A 23,276-nucleotide genomic window follows, 5' to 3' on the forward strand; every position below is an offset into this window, starting at 1 on the left:
TGCCCAAATTAATGCTTAGGAGAAGATCATGGGTTTGTTCGATAAACTGAAGTCATTAGTTTCTGATGATAAAAAAGACGTTGGTACTATTGAAATTGTAGCGCCAATTTCTGGTGAAATTGTCAACATTGAAGATGTTCCTGATGTCGTTTTCGCTGAGAAAATCGTTGGTGATGGCATTGCCATCAAACCATCTGGCAATAAAATGGTTGCTCCGGTTGATGGTACTATCGGTAAAATCTTTGAAACTAACCATGCTTTCTCAATCGAATCTGACAGCGGCATTGAGCTATTTGTCCACTTCGGTATTGATACCGTTGAACTGAAAGGCGAAGGCTTCAAACGCATCGCAGAAGAAGGTCAACGCGTCAAGAAAGGCGATCTGATTATCGAATTTGATCTGGCCCTGCTGGAAGAGAAAGCCAAGTCTACCCTGACTCCGGTGGTTATCTCTAACATGGATGAGATCAAAGAGCTGATTAAACTGACGGGTAGCGTGATTGTCGGCGAAACACCGATTATTCGTATCAGAAAGTAAGCGATTCGATGACATAAAAAACGGCGCTCAATGCGCCGTTTTTTATTGCCTGCTATAACCCTTTCATACTTCCAGTTGCAGATAAGTATGAGATTTTAGGCCTTAAATTTTCCAGTGAGGTACCTGCAAGCTTATTATTAAACCGTGTGGCGTGGCGTTGCGAGCATCGACCTTACCGTCATGTGCCACCATGACCTTACGAGTGATCGCCAATCCTAAACCGTAGCCTTTACCTGAGAGCGGAGATTTCACCCGCACGAACGGGTCGAAAATGCTCGACAGCTTGTCCTCTTCAACACCCGGCCCCTGATCGGCCACCTCAATCTGCAGATACTCATCGAGATGCGCCAGCGACACATTAATGGTTTGTCCACGTGCCGAGAAGCGCAGCGCGTTACGTACCACGTTATCGACCGCACGACGCATCAATTCAGCATTGCCTTTCACTGTGTAATCCGAGTCATCAGACGTTTCAGAATGCATAGTAATTTCCACGCCCGGCAATTGTGCTTCATAACGCGCATCATTAACGACAGCTTGCACCAATCCATGCAGATCGAAATATTCTTCGTCCGGTATTTCGCGGCTTTCCGTTCGCGACAACGCCAGCAACTCGCCGATCATTTTATCGAGGCGACCTGCCTCGTGCTCAATACGCTGCAGGGAGGTTTCAACGTTAAGCGGGTTCTGACGCGCTAAACCAATTGCCAGCTGCAATCGGGCAAGAGGTGAACGTAACTCATGTGAGACGTCGTGTAGTAGCTCCTCACGGGCTTTGACCAGCACCTGCAGACGTTCTGCCATGGAGTCAAAATCGCGCGCGACTTCAGATAACTCATCATGCCGCTTGCCCATGCTGTCAAACAACCGCACGGATAAATCCCCCTGTGCCACCCGGCCAAAGGCCCTGCGCATCTGCAACATGGGGCGCGTCAGGTTCCAGGCAAGAACCGCGCTGAATAAAAGCCCCCCTAAACCACCAATCCACAGCAACGGTGTCGGCACGTTAAACATATGCTCCCTACTCTTAGGGCGATATTCATTCATCAGGCCTTCAACGTTATAACGCAGTCGATAACCCTGCCCGTTCGGTCCCTGAACAAATTCGATAATTTCTTTAGGCGTGTTACCGGGTTCGAGGGCTTGCATGGTTTCGCCTTCCGCGGGCACCATTGAGGTGGTCACGGAAAAATACTGACGATCACCGTCAGGCCAGTCGGCCATCATCGCATTCAACGCAGGCATACCGCCAAAATGCAGCGTAGAAACCGCAGAGGTGACTTGCAGTTTAACAAAACGCCGTGCGATGCCGCTTTCAGGGGGCTCATGATGATTGATGAAAGTAAATACCACCCAGAGAACCTGAGTGATAGCGATGAACGTGAACCAGAATCCGAACAGGATTTTCCAGAATAACCTTCCGCGAAGGCGTTTACCTGATGCGATAGCCAATACTTCTTACCGTTTCAATTGTCAGGATATCGCCGCCTTCCAGCGACGCCAGTTTCTGGCGGATGTTGCTGATGTGTACATCGATACTACGGTCATAAGCTTCGCGCGGGCGGCCCAGGGCCTTTTCCGACAGTTCATCTTTTGAGACCACGCGCTCAGGCGCGCGCAATAAAAGCTCGAGCAGATTGAATTCAGACGCCGTAAGATCAAACAGTGCGCCGCGCCATTCGCTGCTACGCGTCGCCGGGTTAAGCGTCAGGTCGCCATAGTTAATCGTTGAAGTATCAGACGGAGCTTGCTGCTGCTCTTCCACTCGGCGTAACACCGCGCGCAAGCGCGCCACCAATTCTCGGGGGTAGCAAGGCTTCGGCATATAATCATCCGCGCCCATTTCCAGGCCAATCACCCGATCAATATTATCGCCTTTGGCCGTCAGCATGATGATCGGCATACGGCTGTTTTTACGTACCTGACGCAGCACATCGATACCGCTCATATCAGGCAGCATAATGTCGAGGATCATCGCAGAATATTCACCGGACATTGCACCGTCCACACCGGCTTTACCGGTCAGTACCAGCGAAGCATTGAAACCTTCGCCTATCAGGTATTCACTGAGCATCGTACCCAGTTCGAGATCGTCATCGACTAATAAAATTTTCATCATTTACTTCCGCCTAACTGAATTCTGGTCATTTTTACCCCTTACGCAGTTACATGCAGCCGCTTTTACTCTAATTTTACACTCGGTCAGTAAAGCGTAGTTGATGGCCAAAATTCAGAGGGAAAAAACACCGGTGGACAAGTAGCGGTCACCACGGTCGCAGATAATGGCCACCACCACACAGCCCGGATTATTCCGTGCGACGCGAATCGCACCCGCGACCGCTCCACCGGAACTAACACCGCAGAAAATCCCCTCTTGTCGCGCCAGTGCACGCATCGTCTCTTCGGCTTCATTCTGACCCATATCGATAACCTCATCCACCAACTCTGGTTGGAAAATACCCGGCAGATACTCCTGCGGCCAGCGGCGGATGCCTGGAATGCTGCTACCTTCAGAAGGTTGCAGACCAATAATTTTTACTGCAGCATTTTGTGTACGCAGGAAGCGGCTGACGCCTGTGATGGTGCCTGTGGTTCCCATGCTGGAGACAAAGTGGGTGATGCGCCCTTGTGTCTGTTGCCAAATTTCCGGGCCGGTAGTTTTGAAATGTGCCAAAGGGTTATCCGGATTGTTGAACTGGTCTAGTACTTTACCCTGCCCCTGTTGTTGCATTTCCAGAGCCTGGTCACGGGCGCCTTCCATACCCTGTGCACGGCTGATCAGCAACAGTTCTGCCCCGTAAGCGCGCATTGACGCCTGGCGTTCCAAACTCATATTTTCCGGCATCAATAATTTAAGCTTGTAGCCTTTCAATGCAGCAATCATCGCCAGCGCAATACCGGTATTGCCGCTGGTGGCTTCGATCAACGTATCGCCTGGTTGGATCTCGCCCCGTTTTTCAGCCTGTTCAATCATAAACAGTGCCGCGCGATCCTTGACCGACCCCGCTGGATTATTCCCTTCCAGTTTGACCCAAATCTCGCTGTCCAGACCTTTTGACAGACGCTGTAATTTCACCAGAGGCGTATTACCAATGTAATGTTCGAGCGTGCTCACTGTGGTTGCCTTATTTCTTATGATTATAAAGACCAATCAAAATTGAATAAATGAGTATCAAACGATAAAAAGGGCAGCTCGCGGACTGCCCTTTTTCTTTATGCGTTAGAAAATGCCTTGGTTAAAAATGTAACAGTTAACAGCCTATTTTGGTTAAAAAATATCAGGCACTTTTCGCCAATGCAACGGGTTGTAACTGTTCGTCGCCGGAATATAGACGCCCATTGAGCACACCGACGTAAAAACGATCACCGCGAACAGGGGTTGACTGGCCGTTGGCGTCAGACAACACCACCGATAACGGTTCATTATGCCAACCTTCGGCCTGCACGATTAACTGCCAAAAGTGACCACGTGGGCTGACTTCAAGCACCTTCACTGGCAGCGGGCAGCGCGCCGTACTTTGGGCCGTGATCTCCATTTCCCACGGACGCAAAAACAGATCAGCCGTTCCCTGATGCAGCGGCGGATTATCCAGAGGCCAATGGTAGGCCCCCACATAAAGCTGGGTACCACGGATCTCGCCGCCAATTTTATTCACTTCACCCATAAACTCCAGTACAAATCGGGTCGCCGGATCTCGCCAAATTTCCTGCGGCGTACCGACTTGCTCAATATTCCCCTGGCTCATCACCACCACGCGATCAGCAACTTCCATCGCCTCTTCCTGATCATGGGTCACGAACACGCTAGTGAATTTGAGTTCTTCGTGCAGTTGACGCAGCCAACGGCGTAGCTCTTTACGCACCTGGGCATCCAACGCACCAAAGGGCTCATCCAGCAGCAGGATTTGCGGCTCAACGGCTAACGCCCGCGCCAGCGCTACCCGCTGTTTCTGACCACCGGAAAGCTGAGCAGGAAAGCGGTTAGCGAGATGAGCCAGTTGGACCATCTCCAGCAGTTTGGTGACTTTTTGTCTAATAGTTTCAGTATTAGGACGCTCACGACGCGGCAGCACCGTCAAACCGAAAGCGATGTTGTCAAATACCGTCATATGGCGGAACAGCGCGTAATGCTGGAACACAAAACCGACCTGACGATCGCGGGCATGCAGCCGTGTGACGTCTTTGCCGTGGAAACTCAGGCGTCCAGAGTTCTGGTTTTCAAGTCCGGCAATAATACGTAGCAGCGTGGTTTTGCCTGAACCCGAAGGCCCGAGCAACGCCACCATCTCTCCGGAAGCAATATCGAGCGATATATCGTTCAGTACCTTGGTGCGGCCGAAATATTTGTTGATACCGTTAATTTCAATGCTCATTGCTTTCCTCCCGCTCGAGACGGTCGTTGTAGCGCTTCAGACGCCATTGCAGGCCGCTTTTCAGAAACAGTGTGACGATAGCCATCAGGGTTAACAACGCGGCGGCAGTAAACGCACCAGCGGTGTTGTAATCCTGATGCAGTAATTCAACTTGCAGCGGTAGCGTGTAGGTTTCACCACGAATAGCGCCGGACACTACAGACACCGCACCGAATTCGCCGATGGCGCGGGCGTTGGTCAACACCACGCCGTACAGCAATGCCCAGCGGATATTTGGCAACGTTACGCGGCGAAACATCTGCCAGCCGGACGCACCGAGCAGAACAGCCGCTTCATCTTCGTGGCTTCCCTGGCTCAACATCACCGGTACCAGTTCACGGATAACAAACGGGCAGGTAACAAAGACGGTCACCATCACCATACCGGGCCAGGCAAACATGAACTGGATGTTGTGGGCATCCAGCCAGCCGCCCAGCGGACCATTCGTGCCGTAGAACAACAGATACAACAAACCCGCAACGACGGGCGACACCGCAAACGGGATATCGATCAGCGTCAGCAACAGTTGACGTCCACGAAAATCAAAGCGCGCGACGAGCCAGGCCAACAGAGTGCCGAAAATAAGATTTACTGGTACGGTGATAAGCGCTATCAAAACGGTCAGCCAGATCGAATGCAGCATGTCGGAATCAGACAGATTCTTCCACACCGCCGCAATGCCATCGGAGAGCGCCAGCACAAAGATGCTGATCATCGGCACCACCAGCAACAGCAGGCAAAGCAACATTCCGCTACCGATTAATAACCATTTCACCCAATCGATGCGTTGACGAATTTTACTGGCAAAAGCGGGAATATCAGACATCAGTGACCTCCCAGGCGACGACCATAACGGCTTTGTAAGGTATTAATCGCAAACAGCAACAACAGTGACGCTGCCAGAATCACTGAGGCGATGGCGCTGGCGGCGGGGTAATCAAACTCCTGCAGCCGGATAAAAATCATCAGCGAGGTCACTTCAGTTTTCCAGGCGATGTTGCCCGCAATAAAAATCACGGCGCCAAACTCACCCAAGCTTCGTGTAAAGGAGAGTGCCGTTCCCGCCATCAACGACGGCATCACTTCTGGCAACACCACACGGCGAAAACTCTGCCAGCGCGTTGCACCGAGGGTTTCAGCAGCTTCTTCATATTCCGGCCCCAACTCTTCCAACACGGGCTGCACCGTGCGCACCACAAACGGGATACTCGTGAAGGCCATCGCCACCGCAATCCCCAGCCAGGTATAAGCAACTTTGATATCAAAATGCGCCAGCCACTGGCCGTAAAAGCCGTTGACGGAGAACAAACCGGCCAGCGTCAAGCCGGCCACCGCGGTTGGCAAAGCAAAAGGTAAATCCATCAGCCCGTCGAGCAAACTTTTGCCCGGAAATTCATAGCGAGTCAGGATCCACGCCATCAACATGCCGAAGAAACAGTTAAACAGACTGGCGACCCCGGCAGAAAGCAGTGTCACCTTATAAGCTGCAATCACCTGATCGTTGGTGATCACCGCCCAATACTCAGCCAGCGTCATTTGCGACAGTTGCATCACCAGCGCACTGAGCGGCAGTAAAAGAACCAAGCAGACAAACAGCAAGCTGCTGCCGAGGCTCAGGGTAAACCCGGGAAGTACGCGTTTGCTCGACAACAACATTACTGGTGACCTTGCTCTAACAGTTTGTCCAGCTCACCGCCGGTACTGAAATGGGTTTTCATCACTTGTTGCCAGCCGCCAAACTCATCTTCTACTTTGAATAATTTGGTGTCAGGAAACTGCTGTTTTGCCGCCGCCATGGCATTTTTGTCATATACGCGGTAGTTGAAACTGGTGATAATTTGTTGTGCCTGCGGGCTCCATAAATAGTTCAGGTAATCCTTGGCGGCTTTCTCAGTGCCGTTCTTTTCGACATTTTTGTCGACCCATGCCACCGGGAATTCTGCCAGGATATCAACCGGTGGGACGATCACGTCGTACTTGTCATCACCGTACTGTTTACGGATGTTATTCACTTCAGATTCAAAACTGATCAGCACATCACCCAGACCACGGTCCACAAACGTGGTGGTCGCGCCACGGCCGCCGGTGTCGAACACTTCAACATTTTTCAACAAACTGGCCATTTTCGCGCGGGTTTTATCCTGGTTGTTACCATCCTGCTGGTTAAATGCCCCCCAAGCAGCCAGATAGGTATAACGGCCATTACCTGATGTTTTAGGATTAGGGAAAACGAGTTTGACGTCAGGACGCGTTAAATCGTCCCAACGATGAATGTTCTTCGGATTACCTTTGCGTACCAGAAAAGCCATCGTCGAATAGAAAGGCGAACTGTTATTTGGCAAACGGCTCTGCCAGTTGGCAGGAATGAGATTGCCGCGGTCATGCAGGATCTGCACGTCGGTTACCTGATTATAGGTCACCACGTCAGCCTTTAGGCCTTGTAGAATAGCCAGCGCTTGCTTAGAGGAACCGGCATGTGACTGTTTGATCTCCAGCTTGTCGCCGCCGTTCTTCTCTGCCCACTGTTTCTGGAACGGCGGGTTGAGCGCAGCAAAAAGCTCACGCGAGACATCATAGGAACTATTGAGCAATTCGGTAGCAGAGGCGGCACCGCTCGCCAGCACCAGCGCAGCAAGAGAACCCTTCAGTAATACGCTTTTCATCCCGACCATTTTCATGCGCAGCCTTAAGTGTGAGGAGATCCGACATGGCAAAATTCATCCACGTGATATCACACAGTGTATTTATAACTGGCGGTTAGGCTGTAACGGTTTTATATACCGTTTGGTGATTTTCAAGCATGAAAAGCTATAAGGCATGAATACCGGCAGGAAAAAGCGATAGGAAATTCTTCAGCGCACCCCGCAACGGATGCGCTGAAGAGATAAATCAAAAGACTACAGCGTCAGCAACTGCGTTAACGACGGCGCAAAATAGTAGCTGCCGGTGACCGGACGAGTGAAGCGCAGCATGGCGTCGCGTTTACCATCCAGGTCGCCAAACATACTGAGCAGTTGCTTCTCAATGTTCCACAAACGGGCGCAATAAGAGATAAAGTACAAGCCATGCTCGCCGCTGGCGGTACCGTATGGCAAGCTCTGGCGAAGAATTTTCAGGCCTTTGCCCTCTTCTTTGAGGTCAACGCGGCTTACGTGTGACGTGTCAGGGCGGGTGTCAGAATCCAACTCTTCATCAGTCTGCTTAGTACGGCCAATCACCTCTTCCTGCTGTTGCACAGAAAAACGGTTCCACTGTGTCAGATTATGCTTCCAGCGCTGCACCATCACATAACTGCCGCCAGCATCTGCCTGACCTTCAGGGATAATCGCCACTTGGGCGCGGGCCTCGGCCTTCGGGTTTTCAGTGCCATCAACAAAACCGCTCAGATCACGCTCTTCAATGCTGCGGAAACCGTGGGTCTCTTCTTCCACGATAATTGAGGTGCCGAAAGCATCGAGTGCTGCCTGAGCAACGGCGAAGTTAATATCATGACGCAAGGATTGAATATGCAACAGCATGTCGCGTTGGGTTGCAGGTGCCAGTCCTTTCCCCAAAGGCACAAAAGGTTTTAGTTCATCAGCCCCTTGACCTCCCGAGAGTTCGCGCCAGACGTCGTGACCAAAAGCCAGCACTGCACCGAGGTTTTCCTGCGGGAATTGCTGCTGCATTTCATTTAATGCGGCGGCAAACTGACGACAGCCCTGCCGCAGATTATCCCGTTCACCTTGAACGTTAGCCTCGATGAAAATGCCAAAACGGCAATGCTCGAGCAGAATGCCGCTCTGAACCTGATTCATTTTTTGTTCCTTTTTTATTCCTTATTGTTTGACGGCGCTATCATAACTGAAGTCAATAAAAATGCCTTGCGCGGACGCAAGGCATTGAAGAATTATCATTGGGGGTCAAGCCTATTCACGCATCAGGATCACTGTACCGGATCAGCACGCCAGATTATTTTACTGACTTTCCACTCTTTGAGTGCATCATCTGAAGGCATCAGTTCTTCAGGACCGTGCCAAATACCGCTGAAGACGTAGCTGACATGCTGGCTCTGTGGCGCTTTACATTCTATATTTTGCGCGTCGTCACCTTTGCCCTTATGGCAGACATCAAAAGCTTTGGTATAGATATCACTGAATGGCGTGCCGATTTTCACACCCCACTCGCTTTCGACGTGACTGTCCATCACATCAACACGCTGGACGTTGCCTTTCGGCTCGCCGCTGATGGTCATTTTGACCTCTTTTTCGTCCATGGCCTGATAGAACGCCAGCATTTTGCCGTCATGCATCGACATGCCGCTGCGCAGACGATAATCTCCGCCGACTGCGTTTTTCACACTGTCTTCTGTCAGTGGAGTGCTGGCGTTAATATCCCCGACACCTTGGTCGGTCACTTGTGCGCTGCTACTAAACCAGTTCATCGGGTTCATACTTGACCAATGTACGCTGGGCCAGGACATATTTGACATCGTCGAACAGCCGGTAAGCAGCAACGGCAAAACCAGCAATACTGGGCGGATCCTCATTCGTTTCACTCCTTTAATGTCCATGTCAGTCTGCCATCAGGCTGCTGTTCAGGTTTTGAGAAAAGCTCAGAACAGCACTAACTTATGTGTCAGCGGCAGTTCGAGTCCATATAACCTGGGAAAGTTCAGCGTCCAGGCTGAATTAGCTCTCAGGCAGATGCTGCCCGGTATCAAAACAGGCGCGTAAACGACGACTGAGCAACCAATAGGCCAGCGCGGTGGCATCAAGTAACGCCAGCACCAGATCAATCAGTGACGGCGGATCGATACTTTGCCATAAGCCTAAGCCCTGTAGGGAAAAGGTGACGAACATCCCGGCCAGCAATAGCCAGTAAGCGCCCTTCCAAAGGCGTGGCCAAAGATATCGACGTCCGCTAAGCAAAAAGATAAGCGCTGGAGGCAGACCCAGAATAATGCCACGCCAAAAACTTTGTGGGTCAGGGTAAAATAGCTTTAGTAAATCAGAGCCTTGCTGACGTGAAGCACTTGCCATCACAAACAGCAACCAGGTTCGAGCCTGTAAAATCAAAATGGTCCAGAACCACAGCGGCAAACGCAACATGCCGTGGCTGTTATAGTCATCCGGGTTCATAGCCTCAGAAAATATCCTTCGATTCGGTGTTACGCACAAACTTAACTAATCAGCCTTAAGAAACCGTTAAGAACAGTCTGTTTTAATATCTCTCAACGCGGCAACCAGTCAAAATGGTGCCATAGTTGCTAAATTATCCAGACCAACCATTCAAGTTTAAAGACGACCTATTATGATGAAGAAGATCACTCTGGCAACCCTCATTGCAGTTTGTACTTTGCCCGCTTTCGCGCAACAGAGCGGCGGTTTCTCCGGCCCATCAGCTCAGGAGCAGCCAACTCAGGCGGCAACGCCACAGGGAGGATTCACTGGAACGACCGCGTTGAGTACAGTAAAAGACGTGCAGACCATGCAAGACGACCAGTGGGTTATGCTGGAAGGTTTTATCGATCAGCGTATCGATCACGATAAATACATTTTCCGCGATAACACCGGTACCCTCAACGTCGAAATCGACGGTAAACGCTGGCAAGGCCAAAGCGTATCACCAAAAGATAAGATCCGCATTGAAGGGAAAATAGATAAAGACTGGAACTCGGTAGAAGTGGACGTGAAATCAGTCAGCGTCATTAAGTAATCTGCTGCTGCCACCGAGTCACCAAAGAAAAAGCCCCGAGATTGACTGCATTGGGGCTTTTCTTTGAATTGGCGAAGGGTTTCTAAAAACTTAGTATTCCTGATCTTCGATCAACCGCTTACCCAATGACAATGTATCTGAAATTTCATAGCCCAGCTTTTCATACATGCTGACTACCGCGTCGTTTTCGGCGCGCACCATCAAATTAATTTTCGGGCATCCACGCGCAATTAACTTCTTTTCCAAACGGTTAATCAGTGCATTGGCGATACCCCGTCCGCGATAATCCGGGTGTACACCCAGATACCCCACCGAGCCGCGATGACCATCGTAACCGCCCATCAGCGAGCCAACCACTTCCCCACCCACTTCAGCAACCAGAAATAACTCCGGGCTATGGTTAATTTTGCGCTCAATATCCAGTTCAGGATCATTCCACGGGCGCAGCAGATCGCAGCGCTCCCATAGGGTCAGCACTTCTTCGAAATCTTCTTGACTGTATAGGCGAATTTCCATCACTGATCACCGCGGTTCTGTTAATGGGATAATAGGAGTTCATTTAATTATCGCGTGATCGGCTTGATACGCAACATCAAAATTGAACATTGCGTCATTTATGACCCGGGTTTCCCACTCATTATTAGCGATGGATGAAGGGTTAAGCGCTGAAGCTAACCAATGTTTATGCGGTGAATTATTCATTTACGACACAAAATTCATAAACCGTAATAGTTCTAAGGTCGAAACTATAAAAAAGATACTCTATAACAGACAGCATTCTGCACTTTTTCTTTCTGACGGTATTGGACTGATGTTAAACCCTTTGAATAAATTTCTTCATTTCCAACCGCTTCCTGCCTCAGCGACTCGCCGCCAATTATTGCTTTCAGGGCTGGGTTTGGCGATTGCCGCTTTTGGTTCCCGCTCAGCCAATGCCGCACGACAGGAACACATCACAAAATCCACTCCGGCACCTAAGCCACCAGGTTCGAAAAAACTGGTGATGATTGATCCAGGCCACGGCGGTATTGACTCCGGCGCGGTAGGCCATGAGGGATCGCAAGAGAAACACGTGGTGCTGGAAATCGCCAATTATGTTCGCGACATCCTTGGCTCGCACAGCAATATAGAAGTAAAACTCACCCGCGATACAGACCATTTCATCCCCCTATATCAACGCGTTGAAATCGCCCATCAGCATCAAGCCGATCTATTTGTATCAATTCATGCTGATGGCTATACCAGCCCGGCCGCATCAGGTGCTTCGGTTTTTGCGCTCTCTAATCGCGGTGCCAGCAGCGCCATGGCACGCTACATGTCGAAAAAAGAGAACGATGCCGATCTGGTTGCAGGCAAGAAAGTCACTCAGGAAGACAATAATTATCTGCAACAGGTACTGTTCGACCTGGTCCAGACCGATACCATCAAAAACAGTCTGACGCTGGGTCACCACGTACTGGACCGTATTCGCCCTATTCATCATCTACATAGCGAACAAACCGAGCAGGCGGCTTTTGCTGTCCTAAAATCCCCTTCCATACCCTCGATTCTGGTAGAAACCTCCTTCATCACTAATCATCAGGAAGAGCAATTGCTCAGTACCACCGCGTTTCGCAAAGAGATTGCACAAGCCATTTCGCAAGGGATCGTCAACTTCTTCAGCTACTTCGACGCCACAGAGCGCAAACCTCGATAAGCGCTGCCAAGCCGAACTCAATTCACGCTATAATGATGTCCCTAATTTGCTTCAGCGCCTGCAAAGCGCTGAATGTCTTTTCAGTCAACCTCTGTGAGTTTGCCCGTGAGCCAATCAATTCCCGACATCCAGCAAGTCAAAACCTTCCTGCTGTCATTGCAGGATCAAATCTGCCTAAAACTGGCGGCCGCTGACGGCAAAGCATCATTCGCTGAAGATCAGTGGGTGCGAGAAGAAGGCGGCGGCGGTCGCAGCCGGGTGCTGACCCACGGTGCAGTTTTCGAACAGGCAGGCGTTAATTTCTCTCATGTTTCCGGCGCAATGCTGCCGGCCTCAGCCACTGCACATCGCCCCGAGTTGGCAGGCCGCAGCTTCCAGGCCATGGGCGTCTCGCTGGTTATTCATCCGCAGAGTCCTTACATTCCCACCAGCCATGCCAACGTGCGCTTTTTTATTGCTGAAAAACCGGGTGAAAAACCGGTGTGGTGGTTTGGTGGCGGGTTTGACCTGACGCCGTTTTACGGTTTCGAGGAAGATGCACACCACTGGCACCTCACAGCGCAACAGCTTTGCCAGCCGTTTGGTGACGATGTTTATCCAAAATACAAAAAATGGTGTGACGACTACTTCTTTATTAAACACCGTAATGAAGCTCGCGGTATCGGCGGGTTGTTCTTTGACGATCTAAACACACCAGATTTCACCACCTGCTTCACGTTCATGCAGGCAGTCGGTAACGGTTTTACCGACGCCTACCTACCTATTGTTGAAAAGCGTAAAACCCTGCCCTGGAGCGAGCGTGAGCGGCAATTCCAGCTTTACCGACGCGGGCGTTATGTCGAATTCAATCTGGTGTGGGATCGCGGCACGCTGTTTGGCCTGCAAACCGGTGGACGCACTGAATCAATCCTAATGTCAATGCCGCCGCTGGTGCGCTGGGAATACAATTTTCAGCCCGAAAATGACAGTCCGGAAGCGGCACTCTACCGCGACTTCCTGCCGGTACGTGATTGGCTGGCAAACGGGGAGAAACGCTGATGCAAATTTGGGTCGATGCCGATGCCTGCCCTAACGTAATTAAAGAAGTGCTGTTCCGCGCCGCTGAACGCACAGGCATGATGGTCACACTGGTGGCAAATCAGATCATTCACACGCCACCGTCTAAATACCTGCGCACACTGCGGGTAGAGGCGGGTTTTGACGTGGCGGATAACGAAATTGTCAGGCGCACTGAACCTGGGGACTTAGTGATCACCGCTGATATTCCGCTGGCGGCTGAAGTGATTGAAAAAGGCGGCGTAGCGCTTAATCCACGCGGCGAGCGCTACACTACGGAGACGATCAAAGAGCGCCTAAATATGCGTGATTTCATGGATACCATGCGCGCCAGCGGTGTGCAGACCGGCGGGCCACCGACGTTGAACCAGCGCGATCGCCAGCAATTTGCCAATGAGCTGGACAAATGGCTACAACAGGCCAAACGATAATACCCGGCATATTTCCACGTTGCACAGGTGCCGGCTACAGCTCGAATTATGTTGGGTATCTATTTAAAGGAGTATGAAATGATCAAAAAAATCATTCTGGACTGCGATCCCGGGCACGACGATGCCATCGCTATGCTGCTGGCCCATGGAAATCCCAATATCGAATTACTGGCGGTGACCACAGTGGTGGGCAATCAGACTCTGGAAAAAGTGACCCGTAACGCTCTGGCCGTTGCCCGAGTGGCGAACATTACCGGCGTGCCTTTTGCCGCTGGTGCCACCCGTCCATTGGTCCGCCAGATTGAGATCGCCGATAAGATTCACGGTGACTCAGGTCTGGATGGACCGGAATTACCTCAGCCAACGCTGACGTTGGAACCCATTCACGCCATTGATCTGATTATTGATTTAATCATGTCGCACCCACCGAAAACGATCACTCTGGTTCCGACCGGCGGCCTGACCAACATCGCACTGGCCGTGCGTAAAGAGCCACGAATTGTTGAGCGGGTTAAAGAAGTGGTGTTAATGGGCGGGGGTTATCATGTCGGAAATTGGAGTGCTGTCGCCGAATTTAATATCAAGATTGACCCGGAAGCTGCGCACATCGTGTTCAATGAAAAGTGGCCGCTGACCATGGTCGGTCTCGACCTCACTCATCAGGCACTGGCCACACCCGATGTGGTAGCCAGAATTGCCGCCATCGGTACGGGCCCGGCAAAATTCGTCTCGGAGTTGCTGGATTTCTTCAGTCTCAGCTACAAAGCCCGTCAGGGATTTGATTCTCCGCCAGTCCATGACCCTTGTGCCGTCGCTTATGTTATTGATCCCAACGTCATGACCGTGCGCAAAGTACCGGTGGATATTGAACTGACGGGCACCATCACCCTGGGTATGACCGTCGCTGATTTCCGCTCCCCACCACCGCCAGATTGCCATACCCAAGTCGGCGTAAAACTCGATCATCAGCGGTTCTGGGACTTAATTGTTGATGCCCTTGAGCACATCGGTGAAGTAACATATTGAATTAACAGTCATTGAAAAGGGCGTCACCATCGACGCCCGTTTACTTTATCCATGGTGTATACCCAGTATCCTTTGAGTTGCAGGCCCCATCGGCCACCTAACCGATGAAGGGAGCATCACAATGGTTCTGTTTGCGCTTCTACCACCGCTAACGCCACCATATTCACAATGCGCCGTACCGAAGCAATCGGGGTTAAAATATGCACCGGTTTTGCTACCCCCATCAATACGGGTCCGACGGTGACGCCTTCTGAGCAGGACACCCGCAACAGGTTGTAACTGATCCGCGCCGCCTCCATGTTTGGCATGATAAGAATATTCGCCGCCCCTTTCAGCGGGCTGTCAGGCATAACGTCATGACGAATACTTTCCACCAATGCAGCGTCACCGTGCATCTCACCGTCGATCTCCAACTCAGGAGCCCTTTGATTCACCAACTCAAGCGTTCTGCGCATTTTGCCCGCAGCTGCGCAGTCCGAGGTACCAAAACTGGAGTGAGATAACAGTGCGACTTTCGGCTCGATACCAAAGCGCCGTACCGTCTCTGCTGCCATAATAGTGATCTCAGCCAGTTGCTCTGGTGTTGGATCGTCATTGACATAGGTATCAGCAATAAAGGTATTTCCGCTTGGCAACAGCAAGGCGTTCATGGCGCCGGCGACGTTTACCCCTTCGCGAAAACCAAACACCTTTTCCACTACGTCATAATGTTCATGGTAAGTACCGATGGTGCCGCAAATCATCGCATCGGCCTCGCCACGTAACAGCATAATGGCTGCAATCAATGTCGGGTTACCAATCACCGCCCTGCGCGCCTGTTCCTGCGACACACCGCGTCGCTTCATCAACTGATAATATTCGCTCCAGTACTCATTGAAACGTGGATCTGATTCATTGTTCACGACCTCAAAATCCTTGCCCGCCTGAATTTGCAGACCCAACTTTTTAAGCCGCATATCGATAACGCTCGGACGCCCGACCAGGATAGGTTTCGCCAGACCTATCGTGACCAGTTCCTGCGTAGCTTGCAAAACACGTTCCTCTTCCCCTTCCGCCATAACGACTCGCCGAGGGTTTTGCTTCGCCTGAGAAAAAATAGGCTTCATAAACAAGTTGGTTTTGTAGACAAATTCCGACAGTTTCTCGACATAAGCGTCAAAGTCTTTGATAGGCCGCGTCGCGACGCCAGAGTCCATGGCTGCTTTGGCTACCGCGGGGGCAATTTTGACGATCAAACGCGGATCAAACGGTTTAGGGATCAGATATTCCGGCCCGAAAGACAGCGCTTCTTCGCCATACGCAGAAGCCACCACATCGCTCTGTTCGGCCATCGCCAGATCGGCGATCGCATGAACGCAGGCAAGTTTCATCTCTTCGTTGATCACCGTCGCCCCCACATCCAGCGCCCCGCGGAATAGGAACGGGAAGCACAGTACATTGTTGACCTGATTTGGATAATCAGAACGACCAGTACAGATAATGGCGTCAGGACGAACGGCTTTAGCCAGCGGCGGCAAAATTTCCGGCTCTGGATTAGCCAATGCCAGGATCAGCGGGCTTTTCGCCATGAGTTTCACCATATCCTGGGTCAGTACACCAGGACCGGAGCAACCGAGGAAAATATCCGCCTCAGGGATCACGTCCGCCAGGGTTCTCTTACCATTATCATCAATCGCGTAGGCAGCCTTGGTTTCTGCCATATTCTCTTCCCGGCCTTTGTAAATCACACCGCGTGAATCACAGGCAGTGATGTTATGCGCCTTCAATCCCAGGGCCACCAGCAAATTCAGACAGGCAATCGCGGCGGCACCGGCACCTGACACCACCAGCCGAACGTCGGAAATACTCTTTTCTACCACGCGTAAACCGTTGAGAACCGCCGCCGTACAGATGATCGCCGTACCATGTTGGTCATCATGAAATACAGGGATCTTCATACGTTCGCGCAGTTTCTTTTCGATATAGAAACACTCTGGCGCTTTGATGTCTTCAAGATTAACGCCGCCAAACGTTGGCTCCAGCGAGGCAATAATATCAATCAGCTTATCGGGATCCAGCTCATCGATTTCGATATCAAACACATCGATACCCGCGAATTTCTTAAACAGTACGCCCTTGCCTTCCATCACCGGTTTGCCCGCCAGCGCGCCAATGTTGCCAAGACCAAGCACTGCGGTGCCGTTGGAAATCACCGCGACGAGATTACCCTTTGCGGTGTATCGATAGGCTGCCAGTGGGTCTTTCTGAATTTCCAGACAGGGTGCCGCGACGCCAGGTGAATATGCCAGCGCCAGATCGCGCTGGGTGGCGAGCGGTTTGGTCGGGGAAACCTGAATTTTTCCCGGTACTGGGAACTCATGGAAGTCGAGCGCGCTTTGCTTGAGTTGTTCGTCCATCGTTGAATCCTTTTTTGTTTTTGTAGGGCATCAGGGAAGGTTGTTAGTCACCTTTCACGCTATTCAGTATAGATAACCTGCCACGTCAAACTATGAAGCACGACCAAAACTCGCACGTTACTTCGATTAATTTTTATTCACGGAAGACGTCTCGCAAATATTGACTAAGCTTAAGGTTCCCTCTTGCGCAACTCAGGCTGAAAACTCAGTCTTGCGTAGGCTTTTGCGTTCTCATTGCTCTGCCCCATTACAGCAATCAGAAAAAGCGCATTCAATTTGTTAACAGAATGATGCAGGGTAGTAGCCCTATGAAAACAGTGACGCAATGACATTCAGTATTTTTTGATAATGATACTCGATAGATTTCAAGCAGCAGGAGGCGGTAAGTGAACGTACTCGCAGCGCGGAACATGAGAGTATTTAAAGGAGTAAGAGATGAACCAGTTAGACGCCCTTAAAAAGCTGACCACCGTAGTTGCAGACAGTGGCGATATTGAATCCATACGTCATTTCGAGCCTCAGGATGCCACCACCAACCCCTCCCTTATCCTCAAAGCCGCCAGTTTGTCTCAGTATCAGGGACTGATCAAAGACGCGCTGGATTACGCCCGCAAACAAGGCGGCAATAAAGAGGTGCAGGTGGTTAATGCCAGCGATCGTTTGGCGGTCAATATTGGTCTGGAAATCCTTAAAAGCGTCCCCGGCCGCATCTCGACTGAAGTGGATGCCCGGATGTCGTTTGACAGCAAACTATGCGTCGACAAAGCTCGCAAACTGATAGGGATGTATAAGGAAAAAGGCGTAGATAAATCACGCATTCTGATTAAGCTAGCCTCTACCTGGGAAGGCATCAAAGCAGCGGAGCAACTGGAGAAGGAAGGAATTAACTGTAACCTGACGCTGCTGTTCTCCTTTGCGCAAGCCCGTGCCTGCGCCGAAGCTGACGTCTATCTTATCTCTCCATTCGTGGGTCGTATTTACGATTGGTACAAAGCCAGAGAGCCCGACGCAGAATATAACGTGGAAAAAGATCCAGGCGTGAAATCTGTCCGCGATATCTATGAATACTACAAATCTCACGGTTATCAGACGGTGATCATGGGTGCCAGTTTCCGTAAAGTGGAACAAATCCTGGCCCTGGCAGGTTGTGACCGCCTGACTATCTCGCCGAACCTGCTCGAAGAGCTGAAAGCCAGCAATCAACCCGTAGAACGTAAACTGCAACCCTCAGCGAAAGGCCTGCATAAGCCTGCCTCACTGACTGAAGCAGAGTTTCGCTGGGAGCATAATCAGGACCCTATGGCCGTTGAAAAGCTGGCCGAGGGTATCCGCGCCTTCGCCGTTGACCAGCAGAAGCTGGAAGACATGCTGTCCGCCGAACTTTAATTTGGGAGTAAAAAATGCCCTCTCGTAACGAGTTAGCAAACGCTATCCGCGCCTTAAGTATGGACGCCGTGCAGAAAGCCAATTCCGGCCACCCTGGCGCCCCGATGGGCATGGCAGACATTGCCGAAGTTCTGTGGCGTGACTATATGAACCACAACCCCACTAACCCGCACTGGGCTGACCGCGACCGCTTCGTGTTGTCAAATGGTCATGGTTCAATGCTGATTTATAGCCTGTTGCACCTCACGGGTTATGATTTACCGATGGAAGAGCTAAAGAACTTCCGTCAACTGCATTCTAAAACCCCAGGCCATCCGGAATACGGCTACACGGCTGGCGTTGAAACCACCACCGGCCCGCTCGGTCAGGGTATCGCCAACGCCGTCGGTTTCGCTATTGCTGAACGGACGCTGGCTGCACAGTTCAATCAACCGGGTCACGACATTGTCGACCATCACACTTACGCCTTTATGGGCGACGGTTGCATGATGGAAGGGATCTCCCACGAGGTCTGCTCGCTGGCGGGCACCATGAAGCTCGGCAAACTGACCGCGTTTTATGATGACAACGGCATCTCTATCGATGGCCACGTTGAAGGCTGGTTTACCGATGACACCGCCGCACGTTTCGAAGCTTACGGCTGGCACGTCATCCGGGGTATTGATGGCCATGATTCTGCCGCTATAAAAAAAGCTATCGATGACGCGCACAGCGTGAAAGACAAGCCGTCATTGCTGCTATGTAAGACAGTGATCGCCTTCGGTTCACCGAATAAAGCCGGTACTCACGGTGCACACGGTGCAGCACTGGGTGATGACGAAGTGGCGGCAACCCGCAAACAACTGGGCTGGAATTATCCTCCGTTTGAAATTCCGCAGGACATTTATGCTCAGTGGGATGCGAAAGAAGCCGGTAAGGCCAAAGAAGCCGCATGGGATGAGAAGTTCGCGGCCTATGCGAAGGCGCACCCTGAGCTGGCAAAAGAGTTCAAACGCCGTGTTAACGGTGAACTGCCTGCTAACTGGCAAGCCGATTCACAGAAATTTATCGAAGAATTGCAGGCTAAGCCTGCCAATATTGCCAGCCGTAAAGCGTCACAAAATACGCTGGAAGCCTTCGGTAAAGTGTTACCAGAATTCCTCGGCGGCTCCGCTGACCTCGCGCCAAGCAACCTGACGATGTGGTCTGGCTCGACATCACTGAGCGACGATGTCGCCGGTAACTACATTCACTACGGTGTACGCGAATTCGGTATGACCGCGATCACCAACGGCATCGCGCTGCACGGCGGTTTCCTGCCGTACTCGGCGACCTTCCTGATGTTTGTGGAATATGCCCGTAACGCGGTGCGTATGGCTGCGCTGATGAAAATCCGTAACGTGTTCGTTTACACCCATGATTCCATCGGTCTGGGCGAAGACGGTCCGACCCACCAGCCGGTTGAGCAAATGGCCAGCTTGCGCGTGACGCCAAACATGAGCACCTGGCGTCCTGCGGATCAGGTTGAGTCTGCGGTGGCATGGAAATACGCTATCGAACGTAACGACGGTCCGGTTACGCTGATCTTCTCTCGTCAGAACCTGACCCAGCAACCGCGTACTGCCGAACAATTGGCTAACGTGGCGCGCGGTGGTTACGTGCTGAAAGATTGCGACGGCACACCTGAAGTGATCCTGATCGCCACTGGTTCTGAAGTCGGTATTACGGTAGAAGCTGCCGATAAACTGGCCGCAGCGGGCACCAAAGTGCGCGTCGTGTCCATGCCGTCAACGGACGCCTTCGACAAGCAGGACGCCGCGTACCGTGAATCCGTGTTGCCGAAAGCCGTGAGCGCACGCGTTGCAGTAGAAGCGGGCATTGCTGACTACTGGTACAAATATGTTGGTCTGAACGGCGCCATCGTCGGCATGACCCGCTTCGGCGAATCTGCTCCGGCGGAAGAGCTGTTCAAAGAGTTTGGCTTTACTGTGGAAAATGTCGTGGCCAAAGCAAAAAGTTTGCTGGCTTAATCATTAACGGTAGAGGCGCATAATGCGACATCTCTACCGTTAACGTCATATTCACCCTACTAAGCACCTCGATAGGTGCTTTTTTTTATCTCTGGAAGGCGCGACTCTCCGTACTATTGCGTTCTCCATAGCACCGGCCATTCGCCGCTGCTATTGTAGCCATCGCAGCTAGGTTCCGAAGCAAATGAAATCAGCTGGAACTGCCTGCCATCATAAATCCAGCGAGAAGAAACGCCGCAGTCGCCAATTCCACGCCCTTTATCAAAGGTTGAAAGTTCGCCGTTTTTCTGGTCGAAATCAGCATTAATGAGCTCCGGGGACTGTTCGCCCTCCCCCAGCTTGAAAGGCATGTTCAACACCAAATCTTCCGTTTTATAAGGCGCCTGACGCGAAACGGTAAAACCAAGCACAAACAGGTTATAGGCGCCCATATCACAATTGACTGTCATCAGCGCTTTGTCATTGCTCAGCGCAAACAGATGCACTTCCCGCTCCGAAGGTTCAAGGCTGCAATCATTGTTATTGATGGTGGCGGCGGCGTTTTGGGTTATACCAGAAATTTCGCTGTCACTCAGAGGATGTGGCTCGCTAAAGCGCGGTTTAACCGGTGCTCCCGGAGCAGCAGGAACTGCACTCTGAGGTTTAGAACCCCGGCTGACCCATGCAGATTTTGTGCCAACCCGCCCTTGCTGGGCATCAATCGCAAGCAATGCAGCTTTAAGTCCTTTCAGCGAGATCGTGGGATGCGCAGTTTGGGATGACACCGATTTCCCACCCAACTGAATCGCTTTTCCTTCGCGAATAATGTTGATGAACTCATTAACCACCAAACGATTGGTGGTGGAAAGTTGTCTTTTACTGACATCCCATTCTCGATGATTAAACGTCAACGTTTTGCCATCAAGTTGTAAACGATTCACGATAGGTTGCCCGATGCTTTGTTCGTCACCATTGCGCTGATACTCAATGTTAACTGATGAGTGACCTTCTGCACCGGCTGCTCGGGTGATGTTCAACACCAGATCCTGGCCATCCTGCGAATTGCGCGTGGAACAATTATTCAGGTTGTCGCAACTCACCTGCCAGTCATTGTGGATAGCCTGCATCGGTTCGGCCTGCACATTTAAGGCCAGCAGGCACATCAGCAAAAATAGTGGGGCGGTTAGCCAATTAGATATCATCACGTTCAACTCATTTTCGAATTTATCGTCTTGATGATAGCGTATGCGGATGAAGCCAATGGCATAAATTGCACAATAATCAAATCCCCAACAAAAAAATAGGCAATGACACATTAAGGCTGCCGCTAGACTGGTATCTTGTATCGGCTCCTCTTTACCTCGAAAGTATAAAAAATCACCAAAATAATAAAACGCCTTTTTCAGGAGAAACGGATGAAGTTTTGGATAGTATCGCTGGCACTTTTTTCATTATCTGCTTTTGCCGAAGAGCCACTTTCAGTATTCACAGGCACGTTGGGCAAATCCAACATTGTGATGGAACTGGATCTGAATAAACCCGATGAAGTTACTGGCCGCTATTTTTATCAAAAGTACCGTCTGGACTTACCGCTCAACGGGACGCTGAAGGATAACGAATTGAGTCTGAATGAAGGAGCCGATGACTTCGATGATACGCCCCGTCCGACGCTGACGCTGGATCATGATGAGCAGGGAAACTGGCAGGGAACCTGGACTGACACGGCGGGTAAATCGCTACCACTGGTGCTGACGCCGGCAGTGTTACCTGATCCTCCTGAGCAAAGTTATCCCGGATCACTGGTGCACAGTGAACCTTACGAATATCTACGCTTATCGGGTCTGAGTCTGGTGGAAGGGAAAAGTCAGGCGTTCATGGGATATACCCTGCAATGGTGGACTGAACCCCAATCGCACATTTCCTTGTTCGAGATTGTTGCGGGCTACCCGGAGAAAAAACGCGCAGCCATCAATCAAAAACTTCGCGCCCGCCTCTGGCAAGAAGTCGTTAGCTGGCATGCCTGTATGCTAAGTGCCAGCCGGTTTGGTCAGGGCGAGTACAGCCAGACTGTGACCCCAACCTTCCTGAGTGCGGATGTGGTAAGTATCAGTATTTTTACCCACTATGACTGCGGCGGTGCTCATCCTGATTTCGGCGAAATGCCGATCAATCTCGATGCTAAATCGGCTGAGCCATTAACACTCGAAGATGTGCTTTGGGTCGGCGAAGGTAAACCCCTGCACTATGTCGAGACTGAAGATCGTACATCGGCTGGAAACCCTGATGTCGATTTCGATACCTTCGCAGCCTATCGTGAAAAGTTTTTTGCCCTTTGGCTGGTAAAACAGATGACGCTCGCCCATCCGCAGGAGATGGTCAAACCTAGCGAGGATAGCGACGATGACTGTGATTACTCCGACGCTCAAATCTGGCACTTTCCTACCTGGTACTTTACAGCGAAAGGGATCTATTTCGGACCTACATTCCCGCGTGTTATGCGCACATGCGAAAGCCCCGACTGGTCAATATTGCCCTGGTCTGCCATGACAGGGCATACCGGCAGATTGATGCTGAAATTACCGAAAGGGGATTAATACGGCCACAGTGGGCCCTATACAATGGCATTTGATATCGAAAAAGGGCCATTGGC

At 51.2% G+C, this 23,276-nt stretch carries 22 protein-coding genes; 9 read left to right on the plus strand and 13 right to left on the minus strand.

Translation table 11 applies throughout. The annotated features are described in order from the left end of the window. The first annotated feature begins 28 nt into the window (after positions 1-28). Positions 29-538 carry a PTS glucose transporter subunit IIA gene (gene crr / locus IEV89_RS16310; protein ID WP_188474579.1) on the plus strand — a complete coding sequence of 170 codons (510 nt, stop codon included), beginning with the start codon at positions 29-31 and terminating at the stop codon, positions 536-538. 102 nt (positions 539-640) lie between these two features. On the opposite strand, the gene IEV89_RS16315 is transcribed toward crr, so the two are convergent. From IEV89_RS16315 to IEV89_RS16360, 10 genes are all read right to left on the minus strand, one after another. Then, positions 641-1,990, minus strand: coding sequence for a HAMP domain-containing sensor histidine kinase (locus IEV89_RS16315; protein ID WP_188474580.1), 1,350 nt, complete (start codon positions 1,988-1,990; stop codon positions 641-643). Further along, a complete protein-coding gene (locus tag IEV89_RS16320) occupies positions 1,971-2,654 on the minus strand; it encodes a response regulator transcription factor (RefSeq protein WP_188474683.1) in 684 nt (227 codons plus the stop codon). Before IEV89_RS16320 ends, IEV89_RS16315 begins: the two co-directional genes overlap by 20 nt. A gap of 114 nt (positions 2,655-2,768) precedes the next feature. Next, positions 2,769-3,653: a cysteine synthase CysM gene (gene cysM / locus IEV89_RS16325; RefSeq protein WP_188474581.1), complete on the minus strand. Its 885-nt coding sequence runs from the start codon at positions 3,651-3,653 to the stop codon at positions 2,769-2,771. A gap of 163 nt (positions 3,654-3,816) precedes the next feature. Then, complete coding sequence (gene cysA / locus IEV89_RS16330) at positions 3,817-4,911, minus strand: sulfate/thiosulfate ABC transporter ATP-binding protein CysA (RefSeq protein ID WP_188474582.1); 1,095 nt, start codon at positions 4,909-4,911, stop codon at positions 3,817-3,819. Further along, positions 4,901-5,776 (minus strand): sulfate/thiosulfate ABC transporter permease CysW, encoded by an 876-nt coding sequence (gene cysW, locus IEV89_RS16335; protein ID WP_188474583.1) that lies wholly within the window; start codon positions 5,774-5,776, stop codon positions 4,901-4,903. Before cysW ends, cysA begins: the two co-directional genes overlap by 11 nt. Then, on the minus strand, positions 5,776-6,606 hold the full coding sequence (cysT, locus tag IEV89_RS16340; protein ID WP_188474584.1) for a sulfate/thiosulfate ABC transporter permease CysT: 831 nt from the start codon (positions 6,604-6,606) through the stop codon (positions 5,776-5,778). Before cysT ends, cysW begins: the two co-directional genes overlap by 1 nt. Beyond that, complete coding sequence (locus IEV89_RS16345; protein ID WP_308420884.1) at positions 6,606-7,628, minus strand: sulfate ABC transporter substrate-binding protein; 1,023 nt, start codon at positions 7,626-7,628, stop codon at positions 6,606-6,608. Before IEV89_RS16345 ends, cysT begins: the two co-directional genes overlap by 1 nt. 219 nt (positions 7,629-7,847) lie before the next feature. Next, positions 7,848-8,747: a Dyp-type peroxidase gene (locus IEV89_RS16350; RefSeq protein ID WP_188474586.1), complete on the minus strand. Its 900-nt coding sequence runs from the start codon at positions 8,745-8,747 to the stop codon at positions 7,848-7,850. A 128-nt stretch (positions 8,748-8,875) separates the two neighbouring features. Continuing rightward, the gene (locus tag IEV89_RS16355) at positions 8,876-9,478 is read right to left on the minus strand and encodes an RpoE-regulated lipoprotein (RefSeq protein ID WP_188474587.1); all 603 of its coding nucleotides are present in this window, start codon (positions 9,476-9,478) and stop codon (positions 8,876-8,878) included. Between the two features lie 142 nt (positions 9,479-9,620). Next, a complete protein-coding gene (locus tag IEV89_RS16360) occupies positions 9,621-10,070 on the minus strand; it encodes a DUF2919 domain-containing protein (protein WP_188474588.1) in 450 nt (149 codons plus the stop codon). Positions 10,071-10,245: 175 nt separating this feature from the next. On the opposite strand from IEV89_RS16360, the gene IEV89_RS16365 reads away from it, so the two are divergent. Beyond that, entirely contained in the window at positions 10,246-10,647 is a 402-nt protein-coding gene (locus IEV89_RS16365) for a YgiW/YdeI family stress tolerance OB fold protein (RefSeq protein WP_188474684.1), read from the plus strand. 90 nt (positions 10,648-10,737) lie between these two features. Here the strand turns inward: IEV89_RS16365 and IEV89_RS16370 are convergent, their stop codons facing one another. Next, positions 10,738-11,163, minus strand: coding sequence for a GNAT family acetyltransferase (locus IEV89_RS16370; RefSeq protein WP_188474589.1), 426 nt, complete (start codon positions 11,161-11,163; stop codon positions 10,738-10,740). 295 nt (positions 11,164-11,458) lie between these two features. Between IEV89_RS16370 and amiA the strand changes: the two genes are divergently transcribed. From amiA to uriH, 4 genes are all read left to right on the plus strand, one after another. Further along, a complete protein-coding gene (amiA, locus tag IEV89_RS16375; protein ID WP_188474590.1) occupies positions 11,459-12,343 on the plus strand; it encodes an N-acetylmuramoyl-L-alanine amidase AmiA in 885 nt (294 codons plus the stop codon). Between the two features lie 72 nt (positions 12,344-12,415). Continuing rightward, positions 12,416-13,381 (plus strand): oxygen-dependent coproporphyrinogen oxidase, encoded by a 966-nt coding sequence (gene hemF / locus IEV89_RS16380; RefSeq protein WP_188474591.1) that lies wholly within the window; start codon positions 12,416-12,418, stop codon positions 13,379-13,381. Next, complete coding sequence (locus IEV89_RS16385; RefSeq protein ID WP_188474592.1) at positions 13,381-13,830, plus strand: YaiI/YqxD family protein; 450 nt, start codon at positions 13,381-13,383, stop codon at positions 13,828-13,830. Before hemF ends, IEV89_RS16385 begins: the two co-directional genes overlap by 1 nt. 78 nt (positions 13,831-13,908) lie before the next feature. Beyond that, positions 13,909-14,856, plus strand: a complete 948-nt coding sequence (gene uriH, locus IEV89_RS16390) for a uridine-preferring nucleoside hydrolase UriH (RefSeq protein ID WP_188474593.1) — start codon at positions 13,909-13,911, stop codon at positions 14,854-14,856. A 116-nt stretch (positions 14,857-14,972) separates the two neighbouring features. Here the strand turns inward: uriH and maeB are convergent, their stop codons facing one another. Continuing rightward, positions 14,973-17,252, minus strand: coding sequence for an NADP-dependent oxaloacetate-decarboxylating malate dehydrogenase (gene maeB, locus IEV89_RS16395; RefSeq protein ID WP_188474594.1), 2,280 nt, complete (start codon positions 17,250-17,252; stop codon positions 14,973-14,975). Between the two features lie 435 nt (positions 17,253-17,687). On the opposite strand from maeB, the gene tal reads away from it, so the two are divergent. Together tal and tkt are read left to right on the plus strand one after the other, a co-directional pair. After that, positions 17,688-18,638, plus strand: coding sequence for a transaldolase (gene tal / locus IEV89_RS16400; protein WP_188474595.1), 951 nt, complete (start codon positions 17,688-17,690; stop codon positions 18,636-18,638). 14 nt (positions 18,639-18,652) lie between these two features. Beyond that, the gene (gene tkt / locus IEV89_RS16405) at positions 18,653-20,647 is read left to right on the plus strand and encodes a transketolase (RefSeq protein ID WP_188474596.1); all 1,995 of its coding nucleotides are present in this window, start codon (positions 18,653-18,655) and stop codon (positions 20,645-20,647) included. A gap of 113 nt (positions 20,648-20,760) precedes the next feature. On the opposite strand, the gene IEV89_RS16410 is transcribed toward tkt, so the two are convergent. Beyond that, positions 20,761-21,828, minus strand: a complete 1,068-nt coding sequence (locus tag IEV89_RS16410) for a DUF1176 domain-containing protein (RefSeq protein WP_229746505.1) — start codon at positions 21,826-21,828, stop codon at positions 20,761-20,763. Positions 21,829-22,041: 213 nt separating this feature from the next. On the opposite strand from IEV89_RS16410, the gene IEV89_RS16415 reads away from it, so the two are divergent. Continuing rightward, a complete protein-coding gene (locus IEV89_RS16415) occupies positions 22,042-23,220 on the plus strand; it encodes a hypothetical protein (protein ID WP_188474597.1) in 1,179 nt (392 codons plus the stop codon). The last annotated feature ends 56 nt before the right edge of the window (positions 23,221-23,276 follow it).

The organism is Hafnia psychrotolerans, from assembly GCF_014639435.1.
In the GTDB taxonomy this organism is placed as follows: domain Bacteria; phylum Pseudomonadota; class Gammaproteobacteria; order Enterobacterales; family Enterobacteriaceae; genus Ewingella; species Ewingella psychrotolerans.

Coding starts and splice junctions, on each gene's coding strand:
- IEV89_RS16355 (WP_188474587.1), bottom strand. CDS start 9,478: ATGAGGATCCGCCCAGTATTGCTGGTTTTGCCGTTGCTGCTTACCGGC.
- cysT (WP_188474584.1), bottom strand. CDS start 6,606: ATGTTGTTGTCGAGCAAACGCGTACTTCCCGGGTTTACCCTGAGCCTC.
- crr (WP_188474579.1), top strand. CDS start 29: ATGGGTTTGTTCGATAAACTGAAGTCATTAGTTTCTGATGATAAAAAA.
- IEV89_RS16320 (WP_188474683.1), bottom strand. CDS start 2,654: ATGAAAATTTTATTAGTCGATGACGATCTCGAACTGGGTACGATGCTC.
- cysA (WP_188474582.1), bottom strand. CDS start 4,911: ATGAGCATTGAAATTAACGGTATCAACAAATATTTCGGCCGCACCAAG.
- uriH (WP_188474593.1), top strand. CDS start 13,909: ATGATCAAAAAAATCATTCTGGACTGCGATCCCGGGCACGACGATGCC.
- cysW (WP_188474583.1), bottom strand. CDS start 5,776: ATGTCTGATATTCCCGCTTTTGCCAGTAAAATTCGTCAACGCATCGAT.
- IEV89_RS16415 (WP_188474597.1), top strand. CDS start 22,042: ATGAAGTTTTGGATAGTATCGCTGGCACTTTTTTCATTATCTGCTTTT.
- IEV89_RS16365 (WP_188474684.1), top strand. CDS start 10,246: ATGAAGAAGATCACTCTGGCAACCCTCATTGCAGTTTGTACTTTGCCC.
- IEV89_RS16410 (WP_229746505.1), bottom strand. CDS start 21,828: ATGATATCTAATTGGCTAACCGCCCCACTATTTTTGCTGATGTGCCTG.
- IEV89_RS16370 (WP_188474589.1), bottom strand. CDS start 11,163: ATGGAAATTCGCCTATACAGTCAAGAAGATTTCGAAGAAGTGCTGACC.
- IEV89_RS16360 (WP_188474588.1), bottom strand. CDS start 10,070: ATGAACCCGGATGACTATAACAGCCACGGCATGTTGCGTTTGCCGCTG.
- maeB (WP_188474594.1), bottom strand. CDS start 17,252: ATGGACGAACAACTCAAGCAAAGCGCGCTCGACTTCCATGAGTTCCCA.
- IEV89_RS16350 (WP_188474586.1), bottom strand. CDS start 8,747: ATGAATCAGGTTCAGAGCGGCATTCTGCTCGAGCATTGCCGTTTTGGC.
- IEV89_RS16345 (WP_308420884.1), bottom strand. CDS start 7,628: ATGAAAATGGTCGGGATGAAAAGCGTATTACTGAAGGGTTCTCTTGCT.
- tal (WP_188474595.1), top strand. CDS start 17,688: ATGAACCAGTTAGACGCCCTTAAAAAGCTGACCACCGTAGTTGCAGAC.
- amiA (WP_188474590.1), top strand. CDS start 11,459: ATGTTAAACCCTTTGAATAAATTTCTTCATTTCCAACCGCTTCCTGCC.
- IEV89_RS16385 (WP_188474592.1), top strand. CDS start 13,381: ATGCAAATTTGGGTCGATGCCGATGCCTGCCCTAACGTAATTAAAGAA.
- hemF (WP_188474591.1), top strand. CDS start 12,416: ATGTCTTTTCAGTCAACCTCTGTGAGTTTGCCCGTGAGCCAATCAATT.
- tkt (WP_188474596.1), top strand. CDS start 18,653: ATGCCCTCTCGTAACGAGTTAGCAAACGCTATCCGCGCCTTAAGTATG.